This is a genomic window from Sulfitobacter aestuariivivens (assembly GCF_014763045.1).
Classification (GTDB): domain Bacteria; phylum Pseudomonadota; class Alphaproteobacteria; order Rhodobacterales; family Rhodobacteraceae; genus Sulfitobacter; species Sulfitobacter aestuariivivens.
The window spans coordinates 1238907-1256549 of sequence record NZ_JACTAG010000001.1; the positions used below are offsets into that span (position 1 = coordinate 1238907).

Genomic DNA, 17643 nt, shown 5'->3' on the forward strand with positions numbered 1-17643 from the left:
TTGTTCATGAGGGCATCTATCAGGCACCCTGTTGCAAGAAATTTCGGGGGCGTCACATGACACATATGATCAGACTGATCCAGATAACTTTGATGTGTCTGATGGTGATGTCGGGCACCCAAACCCACGCTCAGGTCATGCTGCCGGGAACAAATGCTTCGGAAAGTGCCGTTACCCTGCCTGACCCCTTAACGACGGAAGCCGCGAATGCGTTGATTTCGCGGCTGTCGGACAGCGAGGTTCGGTCTTTGTTGCTCGATCAGCTCAATACCCAGGCAACAGAGGAGGCCGAGGCCGCGTCAGCCGGAGAATCCGAGTTCGTTTATCACGCAACGACGGGTGCATGGTCATCAGTAACCACGCCTATTGAGCGGCTTCCGCTGCTCTACACCGGACAGGCGACAGCTTTTTCCAACTTTTTCGACCGCATCGGTGGCGGCTTGGGTTTGGTCAAGCTGCTGGGTTACATGATTGTGGTTTTTGGTATCGCAGCGGCTGCAGAGCTTGTTTTTCGCAGGCTGACCCGGGGGTGGCGCATCTTGCCGCCCACAGATGCCGACAACATGACCCTGCGCGAAACGCTGCAATTGCTCAGCCAGCGCCTGACCACACAGGTGATCGCGGTGGTGATCTTTGTTCTGGTGGCGCGCACAGTCGGGCGGACCATATTACCCGACAATTTAGTGCCTGTTGTGCAGCTAGTCGGCATGTACCTGATCGGCTTTCCACGCCTTTTTCTGGCTTGGGCCTTTTTCGTGTTTGCGCCGCTGAACCCGGAATATCGCCTTTTGAACGTGACCTCCAAGGAGGCCAAGGCGCTTTGTTTTCATAATTTCTGGATCGCTGTGTTGCTGGGCTTTTCTGCGGCGATCCTGATTTTTAACGCCGACAACGGCGTGCCCATGGGGGAGACCCGATTGGGTTTCTGGCTGAGCCTGTCGCTGCATGTCTATCTGGTCTGGGTGATCTGGAAGTATCGCGATGCCATGGTCAGCATGATGCGTGGCTATGACCCCAACGTCACTCCGATGGAGAACCGCGTCGCGCGACTTTACCCCTGGTTCGCGATCGTGCTGGTGGTTCTGATGTGGTGGGTTGTGAACATTGTAGTCAGCTATGAAAACTTTGCCTTGCTGGCCACAAATCCGCAGTACAAGACCATGACATTACTACTCTTTGCGCCACTTCTGGACACGGCCATCCGGGGGATCGTGCGCCATGCAACCCCTGCCATGAAAGGGGAAGGTGCTGTGGCCGAACGCGCCTATCACTCGACCAAACGGACCTATGTACGCATTGGGCGCGTGGTGGTTTTTGGCCTTGTCTTGCTGGCGATTGCCGATTTCTGGGGCATGACACCGCAGGCCATCGCCACTGCCGGGGTGGGCGCACGGCTGGCCGCGGCGGTGATCGAGTTTCTGATCATTCTGTCTTTTGGCTATCTGCTTTACGAGGCGGTTTCTCTTTTCATCAACAGCAAGCTGGCGGCGGAAATGACCGCCAGCGGTTTTGATCCGGAAACGCAGGAAGTGGGCGGCGACGGCGGTGGCGCAGGCGGTTCGCGGCTGTCAACCGTGTTGCCGCTTATTCTGCTGGTCTGCCGGTCAGCCATCGTGGTGATCTTTCTCTTGCTGGCGCTCGGCAATATCGGGATCGACACCACACCGCTTCTGGCGGGTGCCGGCATCGTTGGTCTGGCCATCGGTTTTGGCGCTCAGAAACTGGTGTCTGACGTGGTTTCGGGTGTGTTCTTTCTGATCGACGACGCCTTTCGCACCGGCGAATATGTCGAGGTTGACGGCACTATGGGGACGGTCGAAAAGATTTCAATCCGGTCGATGCAGCTGCGCCACCACAAAGGCCCCGTTCATACGATCCCCTATGGCGAGATCCCCAAGATCACCAACTATTCGCGCGACTGGGTGATCATGAAACTGCGCTTTACTGTCCCCTTTGACAGTGATCCCAACCAGATCAAGAAAATCTTCAAGAAGATCGGTCAGGAGCTATTGGAAGTGCCCGAGTTTCAGGAGGATTTCCTTGCCCCGTTCAAATCACAGGGCGTGCTTGAGATCGACGATGTGGGCATGGTGATCCGCGGTAAGTTCATGTGCAAGCCGGGCACTCAGTTCATGATCCGCAAGGAGATTTACAACCGCGTCTCAGCCGCCTTTGCCGAAGCAGGCATTGATTTCGCCCGCCGCGAGGTGCGCGTGGCGTTGCCCACAATGGAGCAGGGTCAGGAGCTGACAGAAGAAGACAAAGCAGCGATTGCTGCGGCCGCCACCCAGGCGGCGCAGGAGCAGATTGCCGATCCTGGCAAGGAGTCGCGCTGAAGTACGCGAAAAGGGTCTCACCAGCCTGCACTTTTCGGACGATGAATGCCAACGCCACACTCAGGGGCGGCGTTGAGAAGGACATTTTTCCAAATTTTTGTTCATTTTTTACAATATCTTGAGTTCGCTTTTCGGTACGTTCCGCAAAATTTTTTTGGAACCTTTCGAATTGAACCACCGTTCTTTTCCCAATCACCGCGACCGAAGCGGTAACTGACACCTTTTGAATGGAGTAAATCATGACACGCAACTTTCTGATGACCTCGACAACAATCGCCACACTGATCGCTGCCCCTATGGCAATGGCCTCTAACGACAGCGCGTCAGATCTGACCGGCAACTCACCAGCCATCACCGAGGGTGGCCAAGCCAATGCTGTTGGGTCCATCAGCAATGGCGACAAGGACGTGCCGCTGACACGCCAAGGTATCGGCATTGCCGAATACGACCCCACCAGCATGTCCGTCACCACGGCCCAGTACAACGCGCTGGTGAATGCCATTGGTGGCGAGCTCACCACAACAGACGACGTGTTTCTGGGTGATATCACCGAGGTCACATTTGACGGCCAGGGTAACCCAGAAGTGGTGGTCGATCTGATCGAAGACGTGAAAATCGACGCCGAGACATTGGTTCTGACACTGCTGCCGGAATCGATGATGATGATCGATGGCACGCTGGTCCTCGATACCACAATCGACGAGCTGTACCTCAAGGCGCAGGATGGCTCCAAGCGTGATGACGAAACGCGCACGACCGTCATCGTGATGTAACGATCCAAAGACCTGCCAGCGCTTCAACTGCGTCTCGCTGGCGACATTTTCGGGCGGCCCTTTGTTTTGAAGGGTCGCCTGATCTTATTTCGGCGCAAGCACCCTTTCCCCTCTTCCCATCCTCCTCTAAGAGATGCGCAAAAGCACTCTGGGGACTGCCATGACCGAGCCTGCCATCACAGACGAATTGATTGCCGCGCATGGGTTCACGCCTGACGAATACGCCGAAGTGAACAGCATCCTGGGACGCGCGCCCAATTACACCGAGATGGGCATCTTTTCCGCCATGTGGAACGAGCATTGTTCCTACAAATCATCAAAAAAGTGGCTGCGGACGCTGCCAACCGAAGGCCCTCAAGTGATCTGCGGCCCCGGAGAAAACGCCGGTGTTGTGGATATCGGCGATGGTCAGGCGCTGGTCTTCAAGATGGAAAGCCACAATCACCCCTCCTACATTGAACCCTATCAAGGGGCGGCCACGGGCGTTGGCGGCATCCTGCGCGATGTCTTCACCATGGGCGCGCGGCCCATTGCGTCGATGAACGCTTTGTCCTTTGGCCGCCCAGAGCATCCCAAGACGCGCCAGCTGGTCCACGGAGTTGTGGCGGGCGTGGGTGGCTACGGCAATTGCTTTGGCGTGCCTTGTGCGGGCGGCGAAGTACGCTTTGACGCGGCCTATGATGGCAATTGTCTGGTGAACGCATTTGCGGCGGGCCTCGCTGATGCGGACAAGATCTTTTATTCGGCGGCGTCCGGCGTGGGCATGCCAGTGGTCTATCTGGGCGCCAAGACCGGCCGCGACGGTGTCGGCGGGGCGACCATGGCGTCGGCCGAATTCGACGACACCATTGAGGAAAAGCGGCCCACGGTGCAGGTGGGCGACCCCTTCACCGAAAAGCGCCTGATGGAGGCCACGCTTGAGTTGATGGGTACCGGTGCTGTCATCTCCATTCAGGACATGGGGGCGGCAGGCCTCACCTGTTCGGCGGTGGAAATGGGCGACAAGGGCGGGCTTGGCGTCAAGCTCACCCTTGAGGATGTGCCACAGCGCGAAGAGAACATGACCGCCTACGAGATGATGCTTTCCGAGTCTCAGGAACGCATGCTGATGGTCCTCAAGCCCGAGCTTGAGGCAGAGGCGCGTGCGGTGTTCGAGAAATGGGATCTCGATTTTGCCATCGTGGGCGAGACCATTGCCGAGGACCGGTTTCTGATCCTGCACCATGGGGAGGTCAAGGCAGATCTGCCGCTGAGCAAGCTTGCCTCGACCGCGCCGGAATATGACCGACCCTGGGAGGAAACCCCGCCAGCTGCGCCGTTGGATCTGTCCTTTCAGATCGATCCGATCGAGGGCCTGAAAGGGCTGATCGGCGACCCGAATTATGCCCACAAAGGCTGGGTTTTCGAACAATACGATACGATGGTCATGGGGGATACGAACCGCACCCCGGGTCTGGGCGCAGGCATCATGCGGGTGCACGGCACGGACAAGGCCATCGCATTTACCTCTGACGTGACACCGAGATATGTCAAAGCCAACCCGTTCGAGGGCGGCAAACAGGCGGTTGCAGAGGCGTATCGCAACCTGACCGCCGTGGGGGCCAAGCCGCTGGCGACAACGGATAACATGAACTTTGGGAACCCTGAAAAGCCAGCAATCATGGGCCAGTTCGTTGGGGCCATCAAAGGCATCGGCGCAGCGGTCTCGGCCCTCAATATGCCGATCGTGTCTGGCAATGTCTCGCTTTACAATGAAACCGACGGGACGGCGATCCTGCCAACACCGACCATCGGTGCGGTGGGGCTGATTGACCACCCCGCGCACATTATCGGGGACGCGGTGCGTGAGGGTCATGTCGCCCTTGTTGTCGGCCACACCACGGGCCATCTGGGCCAGTCTGCGCTTTTGGCGCAGGTCCGCCCTGATGATGCTCAAGGCGATGCGCCTCACGTTGATCTGGAGGCGGAAAAAGCCCACGGCGATTTCATCCGCGCCAACCGCTCCAGTATCGCGGCCTGTACTGACCTGAGCGACGGCGGCCTTGCGCTTGCGGCGTTCGAACTGGCGGAAAAGTCGGGCCTTGGCGTCACACTTGATACGGAAGACACGGCCCGGCTGTTTGGCGAGGATCAGGCGCGGTACCTGATTGGCTGTTCGGCTGAACAGGCTGAAGAGCTACGCGCTGCCGCCCGGGTTGCTGACGTCCACGTCGAAATCGCTGGCAGCTTCGGCGGCGACACCGTCACCTTTGGCAGCGCGAGCGCGCCACTGGCGGACCTGAGCGCCATCTATCGGTCAACCTTCGCCGACACCTTCGCCTGAACCTTTGTTTTGGTCGGCTCACAGCGCTGATCCAGGCGGTAGTGCGGCGAAGATGCTCAGTTTTCCAGCGACGCGATCAGGCGGACTTTTTCCCCCTGATCATCACCACGTGAAATCACTGCGGCCAGTTCTTCCAGTGATGCAATCGAATGACCGGCCCGAAAGCTGTCCACATGGGGCAGCATTGCGCGAATGCCTTCCGCCTTGGCCGCAAACCCATCCCAGCGCAGCAGCGGGTTCAGCCAGATCAGCCGACGGGCCGTAAGGTTCAGGCGTTGCATCTGTCGGGTCAGGTTGTCCACTGCGCCGCGATCCAGACCATCAGTGATCAGGAGGACAACCGCACCCTGCCCCATCACCCGGCGGGACCAGTTGCGGTTGAAGCTCTCCAGACAATCGCCAATACGCGTCCCGCCTTCCCAATCTTGTGCCTCGGCGCCTGCAGCAGTCAGGGCGGCATCCACATCGCGGGTGGCAAGGTGGCGGGTGATATTGGTCAGCCGGGTGCCAAAGGTAAAGGCATGGACCTGCGCCCACCCTGCCCCTCTGGCATTTGACACCGCGTGCAGGAAATGGAGGACCACGCGGCTGTATTGGCTCATTGATCCGGAGATGTCGCATAGAACCACCAGATTTGGATACCGCAGACGGGGTTTCTTGAACGAAAGCGTCTGCATCTCGCCTCCTTTGCGCAGGGCTGCGCGCAGGCTGCGGGCCGCATCAATCCTGCCATGTGCTGCAGCTTGCGTCCGGCGGGACGGCAACGGCTTTACCGGCAAGGTCAGCTTGGCCAGCATGCGCTTGGCCTGGGCCATTTCCTCAAGGTTCATCTGTTCGAAATCCAGCGTTTTCAGACGCTCTTTCGATGACATGGTAAAGCTCGCGTCTACCTCGATCACCGCGTCCTCTTCCTCTGGCGGGGGGGTGTCTATGTCCGGCGCTTCTGCGCCGTCCAGCAGTGCTTCGGCGGCGCGTTTTTCGGCGGCTTGTGCAGGTCGATCCTCTTGCACGCCGCGGATTGCGGGCAGCATCGCCGCCATCATGTGTTCCAGGTAGCGGGGATCGCGCCAATAGAGCCTGAAGATCTGGGCAAAGACGCGCCGGTGTTCGGGACGGTTTACGAAACACGCATGCAGCGCCCAATAAAAATCGCGCTTGTTGCTGAAGCCCGCAGCCTCGATCGCGCGAATGGCATCAATCACCCGGCCCGGCCCGATGGGCAGCCCGGCACGGCGCAGCGCGCGCGCGAAATGCGTGATGTTCGCCGACAGCTTGGGATCGTCCGGCAATTGCAGCGGAAGGTGTTCTGCCATTCAGGTCCGATTGGGGGCCAGCCCCCAAACCCCCGGGATATTTTCAGCCAGAAGATAAATCATGCTGGTTCCAGCGTTGCGCGGGCCTGATCGAGGATGCGTTTGGCTTCTGAGCCCTGAAGCTTTGCAATATCGTCCTGATACTTCAGGATCGCGCCCATCGTGTCGGCGATGACCTCGGGGCTTAGGGTGATCATATCAAGTGCCAGCAGGCACTTGGCCCAGTCGATGGTTTCCGCCACGCCGGGCTTTTTGAAAAGGTCTTCGGTTCTGAGGTGTTGGACAAAGGCCACGACCTCGCGGCTGAGGGCTTCGGCAGCCTCGGGAACCTGAGCGGAGAGGATCTCCATTTCGCGGGTGAAATCGGGGTAGTCGACCCAATGATAGAGGCAGCGGCGTTTGAGCGCGTCATGGACTTCGCGCGTGCGATTGGAGGTCAGGATTACGATCGGGGGTTCCGGCGCTTTGATCGTCCCCATTTCAGGAATTGTAACCTGAAAATCGCTGAGCGCTTCGAGCAGGAAGGCCTCGAACGGGGCATCAGTGCGATCCAATTCATCAATCAGCAAGATCGGCGCACCGCGTGGGTCTGGCCGCATGGCCTCCAGCAGCGGGCGTTCGATAAGAAATCTGTCACTGAAGAGGTCCGCCGTGAGCTCATCTGTGGAGGCGCCCGAGGCCTCTGCGGCGCGAATGGCTACCATTTGGGCCGCAAAGTTCCACTCGTAAACCGCTGAGGCCGCGTCAAGACCTTCGTAGCATTGCAGCCGGATCAGCTTGCGGTCCAGACCGGTGGCCAAGGCCTTGGCGATCTCTGTTTTGCCCACACCCGCTTCACCTTCAAGAAACAGGGGACGCCCAAGCTTGAGACTGAGAAAAACCACCGTCGCCAGATCGCGGCCGCAGACATACCCCTGTTTGCCCAACATGGACTGGACGGCGTCGATAGTGGACAGATCTGGCATGATGGCTCCCTTTGATGCCCTGCAAGAGGTGCATCTTGTCCGCCCGGGGTCAAGTCATCGCCATGGCCGAATTGTCACGTGTGCCGTGGGCCAAAGGGGGCAAGATTGACGGGATTCATGCTGCCGGGCATAGTCTTAACGAATAAATATAAGGTTCGGCGCATCCTGCGTGAGGGCCAGAGGCGGACATGAGACAGAAAATAGAAACCCTCCAACCGGATGTGGCGTGCTGAAATGCGCATCACGGCTGTCACCTGCGTAAAGAATGAAGGGCCGTTCTTGCTGGAATGGATCGCCTTTCACCGCGTGATCGGGGTCACAGATTTTCTTTTTTACTCAAACGATTGTACGGATGCGACCGATTTGCTGCTGGACCAGTTGGCAGCGCATGGGATCGTCGCGCATCTGCCCAATCCGGCAACCAACCGTAATTACCAGATGCAGGCCCTGAAAAAGGCGCGGCGGCACCCACTGATCCGGAAAGCTGATTGGGTCTGGGTCGCGGATGTGGACGAGTTTCTCAATATTCATGTAGGCGATCATACAATCCCGGCGCTGATCGAGGCTTGCGGCGATCCTCAGGCCATATCCGTGACATTTCAGTTCATGGCCAACAATGGGATTGATGCCTTTGAGGACATGCCGGTGATCACGCAGTTTTTGCACAGCCATAACCCCGATATCTGGGGGGCGGACATAGCGATAGAGGTCAAGTCGCTGGTACAAAAAGGTTTTCCGCTGGATTACTTTGGCGCGCATCGCCCGTTTCATGACGACAGCATGGCGCAGCCCAGATGGACCGATGGCGCTGGCAGGCCGGTACCGGCGGTTTTTCGTAAGGCCGCGAACAAGCGCCGGATCCGCGCTTTTCCTGCCAAGGGTGCCCGCCGTTTTGCGACCCTGAACCACTATGCGCTGCGATCTTTGGACAGCTACCTCGTCAAGAATGACCGGGGCGACGTGAACCGCGAGCACCGCACCTTTGACGATACGTACTGGCGCGAACGCAATGACGCGGCGCATTTTGACGACAGCATCCTGCGTTACGAGGCCCCTTTGCGCCAAGAGATGGACCGGCTGAAGGCGCTGGACGGCGTGGACGCCTTGCACGCACAGGCGGTGCGGCTTCATCGTGCCAGGCGGGATGAGTTGCTGGCACAAGAGAGCTATTGCCAGATGCAAGATCAGCTACGATCTGCCCCCCCTTTTGCCGCTGCTGAAACGGCCATTCGCGCTGAACTGGGGATGGCATGACGCGACTGCGCATTGTCAATCTGGCCTTACCCAAAACCGGAACCACAACGCTGACGGATGCTTTGCGTAAAGCCGGGCTGCGTGTGGCAGACTGGAAAATCAGGCCCGGCCAAAGTACACGAACTGACATTCCGCGCATGCATGTGGGCAAAGTCATGTATGAGGATTATTTTGCCTCTGGTAACCCATTGGCGCGGCTTGACGAATTTGATGTCATCAATGAGATGTCAGCGGTGCGCGAGGATCGCTCGTTCTGGCCGCAGACGGACCTTGCGTTGCTGAAGGCCATCGAACGGCACTATCCGGGCGTAAAGTTCGTGCTGACCACGCGGGATCCGGAAAAGACGGCCAATTCGATGATGCGGTGGAATAATCTGGGCAAGCGACGGCTGCCGCAGGCGGATGTTCCGGGCTTGCCGCGGGGGTTTGGGCGAAGCGAAGCCGAACTGACACGCTGGATTGAGGGGCATTTTCTTTTTTGCAGGCGCCTCTTCGGCAGTGCGGATAATTTTCTGGAGTACGATATCGAAGACGCGGACGCGCCCGAGCGGCTGGCGCGCTACCTTGGTGTTGACTTGCCGTGGTGGGGCCAAAGCAATGTGGGCAAGACCCCACAAGCGGACCGGATAGGCGAATGAAGCTGACCTTGTTCATCGGCCCGGCTGAGCAAGCTGCGATGCGCCTGCGTGTGATGCTGAAGGACAAGGCCGACCGTTTGGCAAAGCTGGGTGTTGTTGCGCCTGACTGGAACCATGTACGCCTTTATGCGGCATGCGCCGCGCCCGATGCTGTCGGTGTCCTGCGATACAAGCGCGGGTTGGAAAGTCCGCTGGTTCAGCAAACGTTGAGTGCGGAGTTTCACGCGCGGATGGAAAAAGATCTGCCTCATATCAAGGCCCGGCATGTCGTCTTGAGTGCTGCGCAACTCGGCAGTCTTTTGCACCGACCGGCTGAGATTGAAAGGCTGAAAGGCCTGTTATCCCAATATTTCAATCATATAAACGTCGTTGCTCATGTTTCACATCAAACGCGGATGATGTGCATGCAATATTCATCCGCTGTGATGGAGGGCCGACGTCAGACATTGGATCAGGAGCTGGCGTTGGCCCGACAATCGGATTGGTGGTCAGGTGCCTTAGCGTATGACGCACAGTCGGCCCCTGATTTCGGTATCTTCCCGGATGTGGAACGGCCACCCTTCTGGCTTGACTACGTCGCGCTGCAGCGTTTGTGGGAAGGGGCGTTTGGCGCAGGTTCAGTGACCCTTGCCCCCTTTGATCTCAGTCACCTGATGTCGGACCGTGGGACAGATGCTTTGTTCAGTGCACTGGGGTTGGATCAGCCTTTGGGCAAGACAAAGCCTGGGCGGATTTCTGGTGAAGAATCTGCGGCGACGCTGGCGCGGATGCGTCAGTTCAACGACGTGCTGATCGCCTTCCAGAAAGGTCGCGACATTTCATGTCCTCGGGCATTGTGGCAACAAATGCTGGCGTCGCTGCGCGTCCCTGGCGCGCCGATCGATCCGGGCAGTCTGCATGCCGTTTCAGAACATTTTGCCCGGGACAATGCCGACCTGATCAGACAGTTTCCCGCATTGCGTGACGTTCTGACCGCCCCGGAAAAGCAGCCCGAATGGCGCGAGGCAGACGCTCAGTTCGGGTTTCGCGCGACACAATATCTGACCGCCTACGCCCACGGTATCAGCAAACACAGCACACCGATGGCAGACAAAAGGGCACAAGCGCAGGCTGCCGAACAAGCCGCTCGAAAATTCGATGCCCTATTGACGGAAAAGACAACAAACACCGCCGAGCGCGCCGCCAACACAAATATTCTGAATAAGGTCAAAGTGAACTACCAGATGGTCCTTGGCTCTCAGTTTCGCCCACACAACAATTTGGGCGCCGTGAACGAGGAAGAATTGAGCGCGGCTTTTAAGCCAGCCCCGTCGCGTCCCTTGCAGGCCGGATCGAGCGGCAATGTCATTGTGGCCTGCATGAAGAACGAAGGCCCCTATATCGTTGAATGGATTGCTTATCACCGGGCCATCGGGGTCGATCATTTCCTCGTCTACACAAATGATTGCGACGATGCGACCGACGCCATTCTGGGACGGTTGCAGGAATTGGGGCATGTGACGCACCGCAGCAACGAGGGATGGAAGGGCAATTCGCCACAGCAATACGCCCTGAACCAGGCGATCCGGGAACCTGTGGTGCACCAAGCGGACTGGATCGCGCATATCGATGTGGATGAGTTCATCAACATCCGCACAGGGAACGGCACGCTGTCCGATCTTTTTGCCGCGGTGCCGGATGCGACAAATATCGCGATGACCTGGCGGCTTTTTGGACACAACGGTGTGACGGATTTCAGGGACGATTTTGTCATCGAACAATTTGATGCCTGCGCGCCGAAATTCTGCCCAAAGCCTCATACGGTCTGGGGGTACAAATCCATGTTTCGGAATATTGGGGCTTACGAAAAAATATCGTGTCATCGCCCTAACAAGTTATCCGAAGCGTTTGAAAGCAAAGTAAAATGGGTCAATGGTTCGGGGCAGGACATGACCCGTGATGCAGCACGCAATGGCTGGCGGTCGTCCAAATCCAATGTGGGGTATGATCTGGTCCAGCTTAATCACTACGCGCTGCGGTCGGCGGAATCCTTTCTGATCAAGCGTCAGCGCGGCCGCGCGCTGCATGTCGATCGTTCCATTGGGATCAACTATTGGATTCGGATGGATTGGTCAGATTATCGCGATATCACCATCAAACGAAATGTTCCGCGCGTGCGGGATGAATACGACCGTTTGATGCAGGACGATAATTTGCGTGATCATCACAAGGCAAGTGTTGTCTGGCACAAGCAAAAGGCTGCGGAGCTGCGCCAGATGCCGGAGTTCAGAGACCTTTATGCCCAGGCGCTGGCAGTGAAGCTGACCGAAACCGAACGTGTCGCCTATGCCTTGGCCCTCGACATGGAGACCTGAGAGATGGCAGTGACCCAGACCCCGGCAGGTGCCAGGCGATTCGTCAGATCGCGTGGTATGCGCTTTCCCCGTCATCCTGACATCATCAAAGGCCGGGTGCGTAAGCTGTTGCGTACAAACGCTTATGAACAAAAGGAAACCGAGGCCGCACTGCGCGTTGTGCGCGCAGGGGACACGGTTTTGGAACTGGGCGGTGGCATTGGATATATGTCCACGCTTCTCGCCACCAAACGCCCGATCAGATCGATACACTCCTTCGAGGCAAACCCCCATTTGATCCCCTATATTCGCGAGGTTCACGCCGCAAATGGGGTGACGAATGCCCACGTCACCAATGCCATCCTTGGCCCGAACGAGGGCGGCATCGATTTTTATGTGCGCGATCCCATGCTGGGGTCATCCCTGGCGGTGCTGGAAGGCGAAGTAGACCCGCCAAGCGTCAAAGTAGACGTGCTGGATGCGAAACAGGTTTTCAAAGACATCAAGCCCACCGTGCTGATCTGCGACATCGAAGGGGCGGAGGCGGATCTGATACCGCATCTTGACCTCAGCGGGCTGCGCGCCGCGGTTCTTGAGACGCATCCCCAGTGGATCGGCCCCAAGGGGATCAATGCGGTGATGCAGGCCTTCATGGATGCGGGATTGGCCTATTACCATCGCGGGTCACACGGCAAGGTGCTGTGTTTCCGGACGGATTGGTAACGTGTCTCATCTGGGCTTGCTTTGTGTCCGCAACGAGGCCGCGTTTCTACTGGAATGGCTTGCCCATCATCGGGCCGTAGGATTTGACGATTTTGTTGTCTTTTCAAACGATTGCGATGATGGAACGGACAAGATGCTGGACCGTCTGGCGGCCCTTGGATGGCTGTCACATGTGCGCAATGACGGACCCTATGATCAGGGCGGCATTCAGTTTACCGCGATGAAGCGCGCCGCAAAGCTGGATCGCGTCCGGGCAGCAGACTGGCTTTTGGCCCTGGACGTGGACGAATTTGTCAACATTCACGCGGGCGATCACACGTTGAACGCGCTGCATGATGCGCTGCCCGAGGCGACGGCAATCACGTTAACTTGGCGGCTTTTTGGAAACGCGGGGCATGTACGCTTTACCGATACCCCGATGACCGAGACCTTTACGCGCTGCGCACCGGTCAAGATGTACTGGCCCTGGCGGGCGGCGATGTTCAAGACGCTGTACCGCAATGACGGAACGTACGGGAAACCCGGGGTGCACCGGCCCCGCGCGCCTGATCGTGCGCGATTGGACGCAGCGCGGTGGTTTGACGGCAGTGGCCGCCCCCTGCCCGACCCTTTCAAGACCAAGCGCATCTTTTCGCCGTTCGGGCGTGACAACTACGCTTTGGTTCAGCTCAACCACTACCCGCTTGGTTCGATGGAAAGCTTTGTTTTGAAAGCCGACAGGGGGCGCGCGGTTCATGCGGACGACATGCTAGGGCTGGATTATTGGACAGAGCGTAACTGGACCACGGACGAGGATCACAGCATCGGCGCGCTTGCCCCCCATCGGGCGGCGATTTTGGCGGAACTGAAGGCGGACACTGTTCTGGCCGATCTGCATCAACATGCCGTGGCCTGGCGCAAGGCACGGTTTGAGATCTTGATGCAAGACGAACCTTACCGCGCCCTTTTCGGTCGTCTGATGATGACGCCACCTGCGCGTCCGCTGACCCGTGCCGAGGCCGATTTTCTGATCGACCACGGCACGCGTGCAAGGCTCAAACCGCGCTGAACACGCACCATATGCACATGTATTCTCCGTAATTTTGCCGCATTAAATCGCTATGCGTCGCGCAAGTCGCCTGAAAACAAGGGGCGACACTTGTACTTGAGGACGTGGCAATGACCGATCAGACGCCATCACTGGAGACCTCTCTGGCCGAGCTGAGCAAGCCGGACTGGATCCATGCGGTATCCCAGATCGTTGAGGAAGACGGGTATTTTCAACAGCTTGGCGCCCGCCATTTCGCTTCCTTTGTCGAGGAAGGGACCACGTTGCTTGTGACCTTCGAGACCATTCAGGGCATGCATGCACTGTCTGCGATGGCACAGCCTTTTGGCTGGGAAATGTTGCGCGATTACGGGTGGTCGCATCTGTGCGTTGCCAGCGACGGAGACACCTGGTTTCGCGACCCGGATGTCTATGCCTATTTCGACCGGCTGGTGGATGACGGGTTCTTTGATGAGTTCGAAAAGGTGATATTCTACGGTGCTGGCCCTTGTGGCTATGCGGCTGGGGCGTTTTCCGTAGCCTCGCCACTGGCGCAGGTTGTGTTGATCCAACCGCAGGCCACACTTGATCCACGGATCGCCGATTGGGATGATCGATTTGTCGATATGCGCCGGACAGACTTTAGCTCGCGCTACGGATACGCGCCCGACATGCTGGATGCGGCCGATCAGGCCTTTGTGCTTTATGATCCGCGCGAGACGCTGGATGCGATGCATGCCGCGCTCTTTACCCGGCAGAATGTGATCAAGCTGCGGATGACCCACATGGGGGCCGCGCTGCAGACCGATCTGATGGAGATGGATCAGCTGGCCCCACTGTTGCTGGCTGTCGAGGCCGGTACGCTGACGCCTGCCAGCTTTGCGGCCCTTTATCGTGCGCGGCGTGACTATCGCCCCTATCTTCGGAATGTGCTGATGCGCCTTGAAACCCTGGACCGGCCTTTGCTGGCCGCAGCATTGTGCAGAAATGTAACCTCCCGCATCCAGCGCACAGGCGGATTCGCCAGAAGATTGCGTGATCTTGAAGCGCGGTTGGCCGAGGAAGGCTAGAACGCAGCTTTGCAACGTGCTAGCCGCGATGCATGACAGATACGCTTTCCATCCGCCGTCCTGACGACTGGCACCTGCACTTGCGCGATGGCGATATGCTGCGCGCTGTTTTGCCCCACACGACCGCTCATTTTGCCCGCGCAATCGTCATGCCCAATCTCGTGCCGCCAGTTGTCACGTCGGACGACGCCCGCGCCTATCGGGATCGGATCATGGCCGCGTTGCCCGAGGAAACCAGTTTCACGCCCCTGATGACACTTTACTTGACCGAAGACACCGAACCGGGCGATGTCGCGCGTGCCCATGCCGAAGGTTTGATTACCGCCGTCAAGCTTTACCCCGCCGGGGCCACAACCAATTCCGCAAGCGGCGTCACCGATTTCGACAAGGTCGCGCCTGTGCTGGACAAGATGGCCGATATTGGCTTGCCGCTGTGTACCCATGGGGAAGTGGTGGATGGCGACGTCGACATCTTCGACCGCGAAGCCGTATTCATTGACCGGGTGCTTGATCCGCTGCGCAAACGTCATGCAGGATTGCGGGTGGTGATGGAGCATATCACGACCGCGCAGGCCGCCGATTACGTGCGCGCGCATGACAAGGATCTGGGTGCCACGATCACTACCCACCATTTGGTCATCAACCGCAATCATATCCTCGCCGGTGGCATCAGGCCGCATTATTACTGCCTGCCAGTTGCCAAACGCGAAGAGCATCGTCTGGCCTTGCGCGCAGCCGCAACCTCTGGCGATGCACGGTTCTTTTTGGGCACTGATTCCGCGCCGCATACGGACGCCAACAAACTGCTGCCCTGTGGCTGTGCCGGGTGTTTTACAGCCCCCAATACACTGTCGATTCTCGCAGAAGTATTCGAGCAAGAGAACGCACTTGACCGCCTCGAAAGCTTTACCTCGCTGAATGGTCCGGCGTTTTATGGCCTTCCTGTTAACGAAGCGATGATCACGCTGACAAAAGGCGATCCGGTGAGCTATCCGGGCCGTGTCGATACCTCAGACGGGCCCGTCACAGTTTTTGACCCGGGCATGGATCTGCATTGGCACGTGGCCCTGTGATCTTCACCCGCGACGCATATGAGGCGGCGGCGGGTATCGTCTATGAGCACCTGCAACCCACCTTGCAGCACAACTGGCCCCTGCTGGCCCAAGAACTGGGCTGCGAGGTTTGGCTGAAGCATGAGAACCAGACGCCGCTGGGGGCCTTCAAGGTGCGTGGTGGGCTTGTTCATATGCGCCGGCGCAAGGAAGCCGGAAAGCTCAATGGTGTCATCACAGCGTCGACTGGCAACCATGGCCAGTCCATTCCCAATGCGGCCCGGATCGAAGGGATCGCGGCAACGGTCGTGGTGCCAAAAAACAATTCTGCCGAAAAGAACGCAGCGATGCGCGCGCTGGGGGCGCGCCTGATTGAAGTGGGTGATGATTTTGCCGATGCGGTGGCCTATGCGCGGCAACTGGCCCGGGACGAAAACCTCGACATGATCCCCAGTTTTCATGAGGATCTGGTGCTTGGCGTCTCAACCTATGCGCATGAGCTTTTTTCCGCGGCGGGCGCACTGGATGTGGTTTACGTGCCCATTGGTTTGGGGTCTGGTATCTGCGGTACGATGGGCATGCGTGACATGCTGGGGTTGAAAACCAAAGTTGTGGGTGTGGTGGCCAAAGGGGCCAACACCTACGCATTGTCTTATGAAGCGGGAAATGCCGTTCCCACGAACCGCGCTGAAACCTTTGCCGAAGGTGTGGCTGTGCGCGAACCCAATCCAGAAGCCGTGGCATTGATCAACGCAGGGGCAGACCACATCGTCGAGGTTACTGATGCGCAGATCCAAGACGCCATGCGTCTGATCTTTCGGGCGACGCACAATATTGCCGAAGGTGCGGGTGCGGTGGCGTTGGCGGCTGTCATGGCCGAGACTGCGCAGTTGGACGGGCAGCGCGTCGGCGCGGTGCTGAGCGGCGGGAACATCGATGCGGCGAAGTATGCCGCGATCCTTTCAGGCCAGATGGACGCGGGAAGATCCTCGCGCTAGAAGGCGACATCTGAGCAACCAAAGTGAGCCCGCAGCGATGATTCCGTCCTCCTACCCGTCTGCCGAAGAAATCGCGCGCCTGTCTGCGCGCATGTTGCTGGAAATCGGCGCGGTGCACTTTAACGCCAAGGACCCTTTCACGCTGGCGTCAGGACTGCCGAGCCCGACGTATATCGATTGTCGCAAACTGATCTCTTACCCGCGTATTCGCTCGACCCTGATGGACTTTCTGACCGTCACCGTGATGCGCAACGCAGGATTTGAGGCTTTTGACAACATTGCGGGCGGCGAAACAGCAGGCATTCCCTTCGCGGCACTTGTTGCGGAACGCATGGCGCTGCCGATGACATATGTGCGTAAAAAGCCGAAAGGGTATGGCCGCAACGCCCGGATCGAGGGCGCAATGACCGAAGGGGAACGCGTTTTGCTGGTCGAAGATCTGACCACGGACGGCGGATCCAAGCTGAGTTTTGTGGATGCGATTCGCGAGACCGGCGCCACCTGCGGACATACAGCGGTGATCTTTTACTATGATATCTTTCCGCAGACCGAAAAGACCCTTGGGGATCATGGCGTTGCACTGCATCACCTGTGCACCTGGTGGGATGTTCTGGCGGAAGCCAGGGCACAAGGTACGTTTGACGAGGCGACACTGACCGAGGTCGAAGCCTTCCTCAACGCGCCGAAAGAATGGCAGGACACCCGCAAGGGCTAGCTCTTTTCCGGTACTGGATGTTGACGGATTGCCCCTTGCTGAGGCAAGATGTGGTGTGCGCTGGGTTGTCCACAAGACATCCACAAAAACATACAATTTGCGCCAAACCGGCTCGCTGGCTAT

General features: G+C 58.2%; 14 protein-coding genes. 12 read left to right on the forward strand and 2 right to left on the reverse strand.

What is annotated here, in order from left to right; translation table 11 throughout:
* Positions 1 to 65 precede the first annotated feature (65 nt).
* The 3 genes from H9Q16_RS06160 (at position 66) to purL (ending at position 5432) form a co-directional block, all read left to right on the forward strand.
* Positions 66 to 2336 carry a mechanosensitive ion channel family protein gene (locus H9Q16_RS06160; RefSeq protein WP_246455485.1) on the forward strand — a complete coding sequence of 757 codons (2271 nt, stop codon included), beginning with the start codon at positions 66 to 68 and terminating at the stop codon, positions 2334 to 2336.
* A 239-nt stretch (positions 2337 to 2575) separates the two neighbouring features.
* Complete coding sequence (locus H9Q16_RS06165) at positions 2576 to 3109, forward strand: hypothetical protein (RefSeq protein ID WP_191074458.1); 534 nt, start codon at positions 2576 to 2578, stop codon at positions 3107 to 3109.
* A gap of 160 nt (positions 3110 to 3269) precedes the next feature.
* Complete coding sequence (gene purL / locus H9Q16_RS06170) at positions 3270 to 5432, forward strand: phosphoribosylformylglycinamidine synthase subunit PurL (RefSeq protein ID WP_191074459.1); 2163 nt, start codon at positions 3270 to 3272, stop codon at positions 5430 to 5432.
* Positions 5433 to 5488: 56 nt separating this feature from the next.
* Here the strand turns inward: purL and H9Q16_RS06175 are convergent, their stop codons facing one another.
* On the reverse strand, positions 5489 to 6745 hold the full coding sequence (locus H9Q16_RS06175; RefSeq protein ID WP_191074460.1) for a vWA domain-containing protein: 1257 nt from the start codon (positions 6743 to 6745) through the stop codon (positions 5489 to 5491).
* A 59-nt stretch (positions 6746 to 6804) separates the two neighbouring features.
* A complete protein-coding gene (locus H9Q16_RS06180) occupies positions 6805 to 7710 on the reverse strand; it encodes an AAA family ATPase (RefSeq protein ID WP_191074461.1) in 906 nt (301 codons plus the stop codon).
* A gap of 234 nt (positions 7711 to 7944) precedes the next feature.
* Between H9Q16_RS06180 and H9Q16_RS06185 the strand changes: the two genes are divergently transcribed.
* The 9 genes from H9Q16_RS06185 (at position 7945) to H9Q16_RS06225 (ending at position 17520) form a co-directional block, all read left to right on the forward strand.
* Positions 7945 to 8964, forward strand: coding sequence for a glycosyltransferase family 2 protein (locus tag H9Q16_RS06185; protein ID WP_191075175.1), 1020 nt, complete (start codon positions 7945 to 7947; stop codon positions 8962 to 8964).
* On the forward strand, positions 8961 to 9602 hold the full coding sequence (locus H9Q16_RS06190) for a sulfotransferase (protein ID WP_191074462.1): 642 nt from the start codon (positions 8961 to 8963) through the stop codon (positions 9600 to 9602). The genes H9Q16_RS06185 and H9Q16_RS06190 overlap by 4 nt, the downstream gene beginning before the upstream one ends.
* Positions 9599 to 11956 carry a glycosyltransferase family 2 protein gene (locus H9Q16_RS06195; protein WP_191074463.1) on the forward strand — a complete coding sequence of 786 codons (2358 nt, stop codon included), beginning with the start codon at positions 9599 to 9601 and terminating at the stop codon, positions 11954 to 11956. Before H9Q16_RS06190 ends, H9Q16_RS06195 begins: the two co-directional genes overlap by 4 nt.
* A gap of 57 nt (positions 11957 to 12013) precedes the next feature.
* Positions 12014 to 12658 (forward strand): FkbM family methyltransferase, encoded by a 645-nt coding sequence (locus H9Q16_RS06200; RefSeq protein ID WP_191074464.1) that lies wholly within the window; start codon positions 12014 to 12016, stop codon positions 12656 to 12658.
* 1 nt (position 12659) lies between these two features.
* A complete protein-coding gene (locus tag H9Q16_RS06205; protein ID WP_343067798.1) occupies positions 12660 to 13706 on the forward strand; it encodes a glycosyltransferase family 2 protein in 1047 nt (348 codons plus the stop codon).
* Positions 13707 to 13816: 110 nt separating this feature from the next.
* Positions 13817 to 14755: a phosphoadenosine phosphosulfate reductase gene (locus H9Q16_RS06210; protein ID WP_191074466.1), complete on the forward strand. Its 939-nt coding sequence runs from the start codon at positions 13817 to 13819 to the stop codon at positions 14753 to 14755.
* Between the two features lie 32 nt (positions 14756 to 14787).
* Positions 14788 to 15828, forward strand: coding sequence for a dihydroorotase (gene pyrC / locus H9Q16_RS06215; RefSeq protein WP_191074467.1), 1041 nt, complete (start codon positions 14788 to 14790; stop codon positions 15826 to 15828).
* The gene (locus H9Q16_RS06220) at positions 15810 to 16805 is read left to right on the forward strand and encodes a threonine dehydratase (RefSeq protein WP_216859299.1); all 996 of its coding nucleotides are present in this window, start codon (positions 15810 to 15812) and stop codon (positions 16803 to 16805) included. Before pyrC ends, H9Q16_RS06220 begins: the two co-directional genes overlap by 19 nt.
* A 37-nt stretch (positions 16806 to 16842) precedes the next feature.
* On the forward strand, positions 16843 to 17520 hold the full coding sequence (locus tag H9Q16_RS06225) for an orotate phosphoribosyltransferase (RefSeq protein WP_191074468.1): 678 nt from the start codon (positions 16843 to 16845) through the stop codon (positions 17518 to 17520).
* Positions 17521 to 17643: the final 123 nt, after the last annotated feature.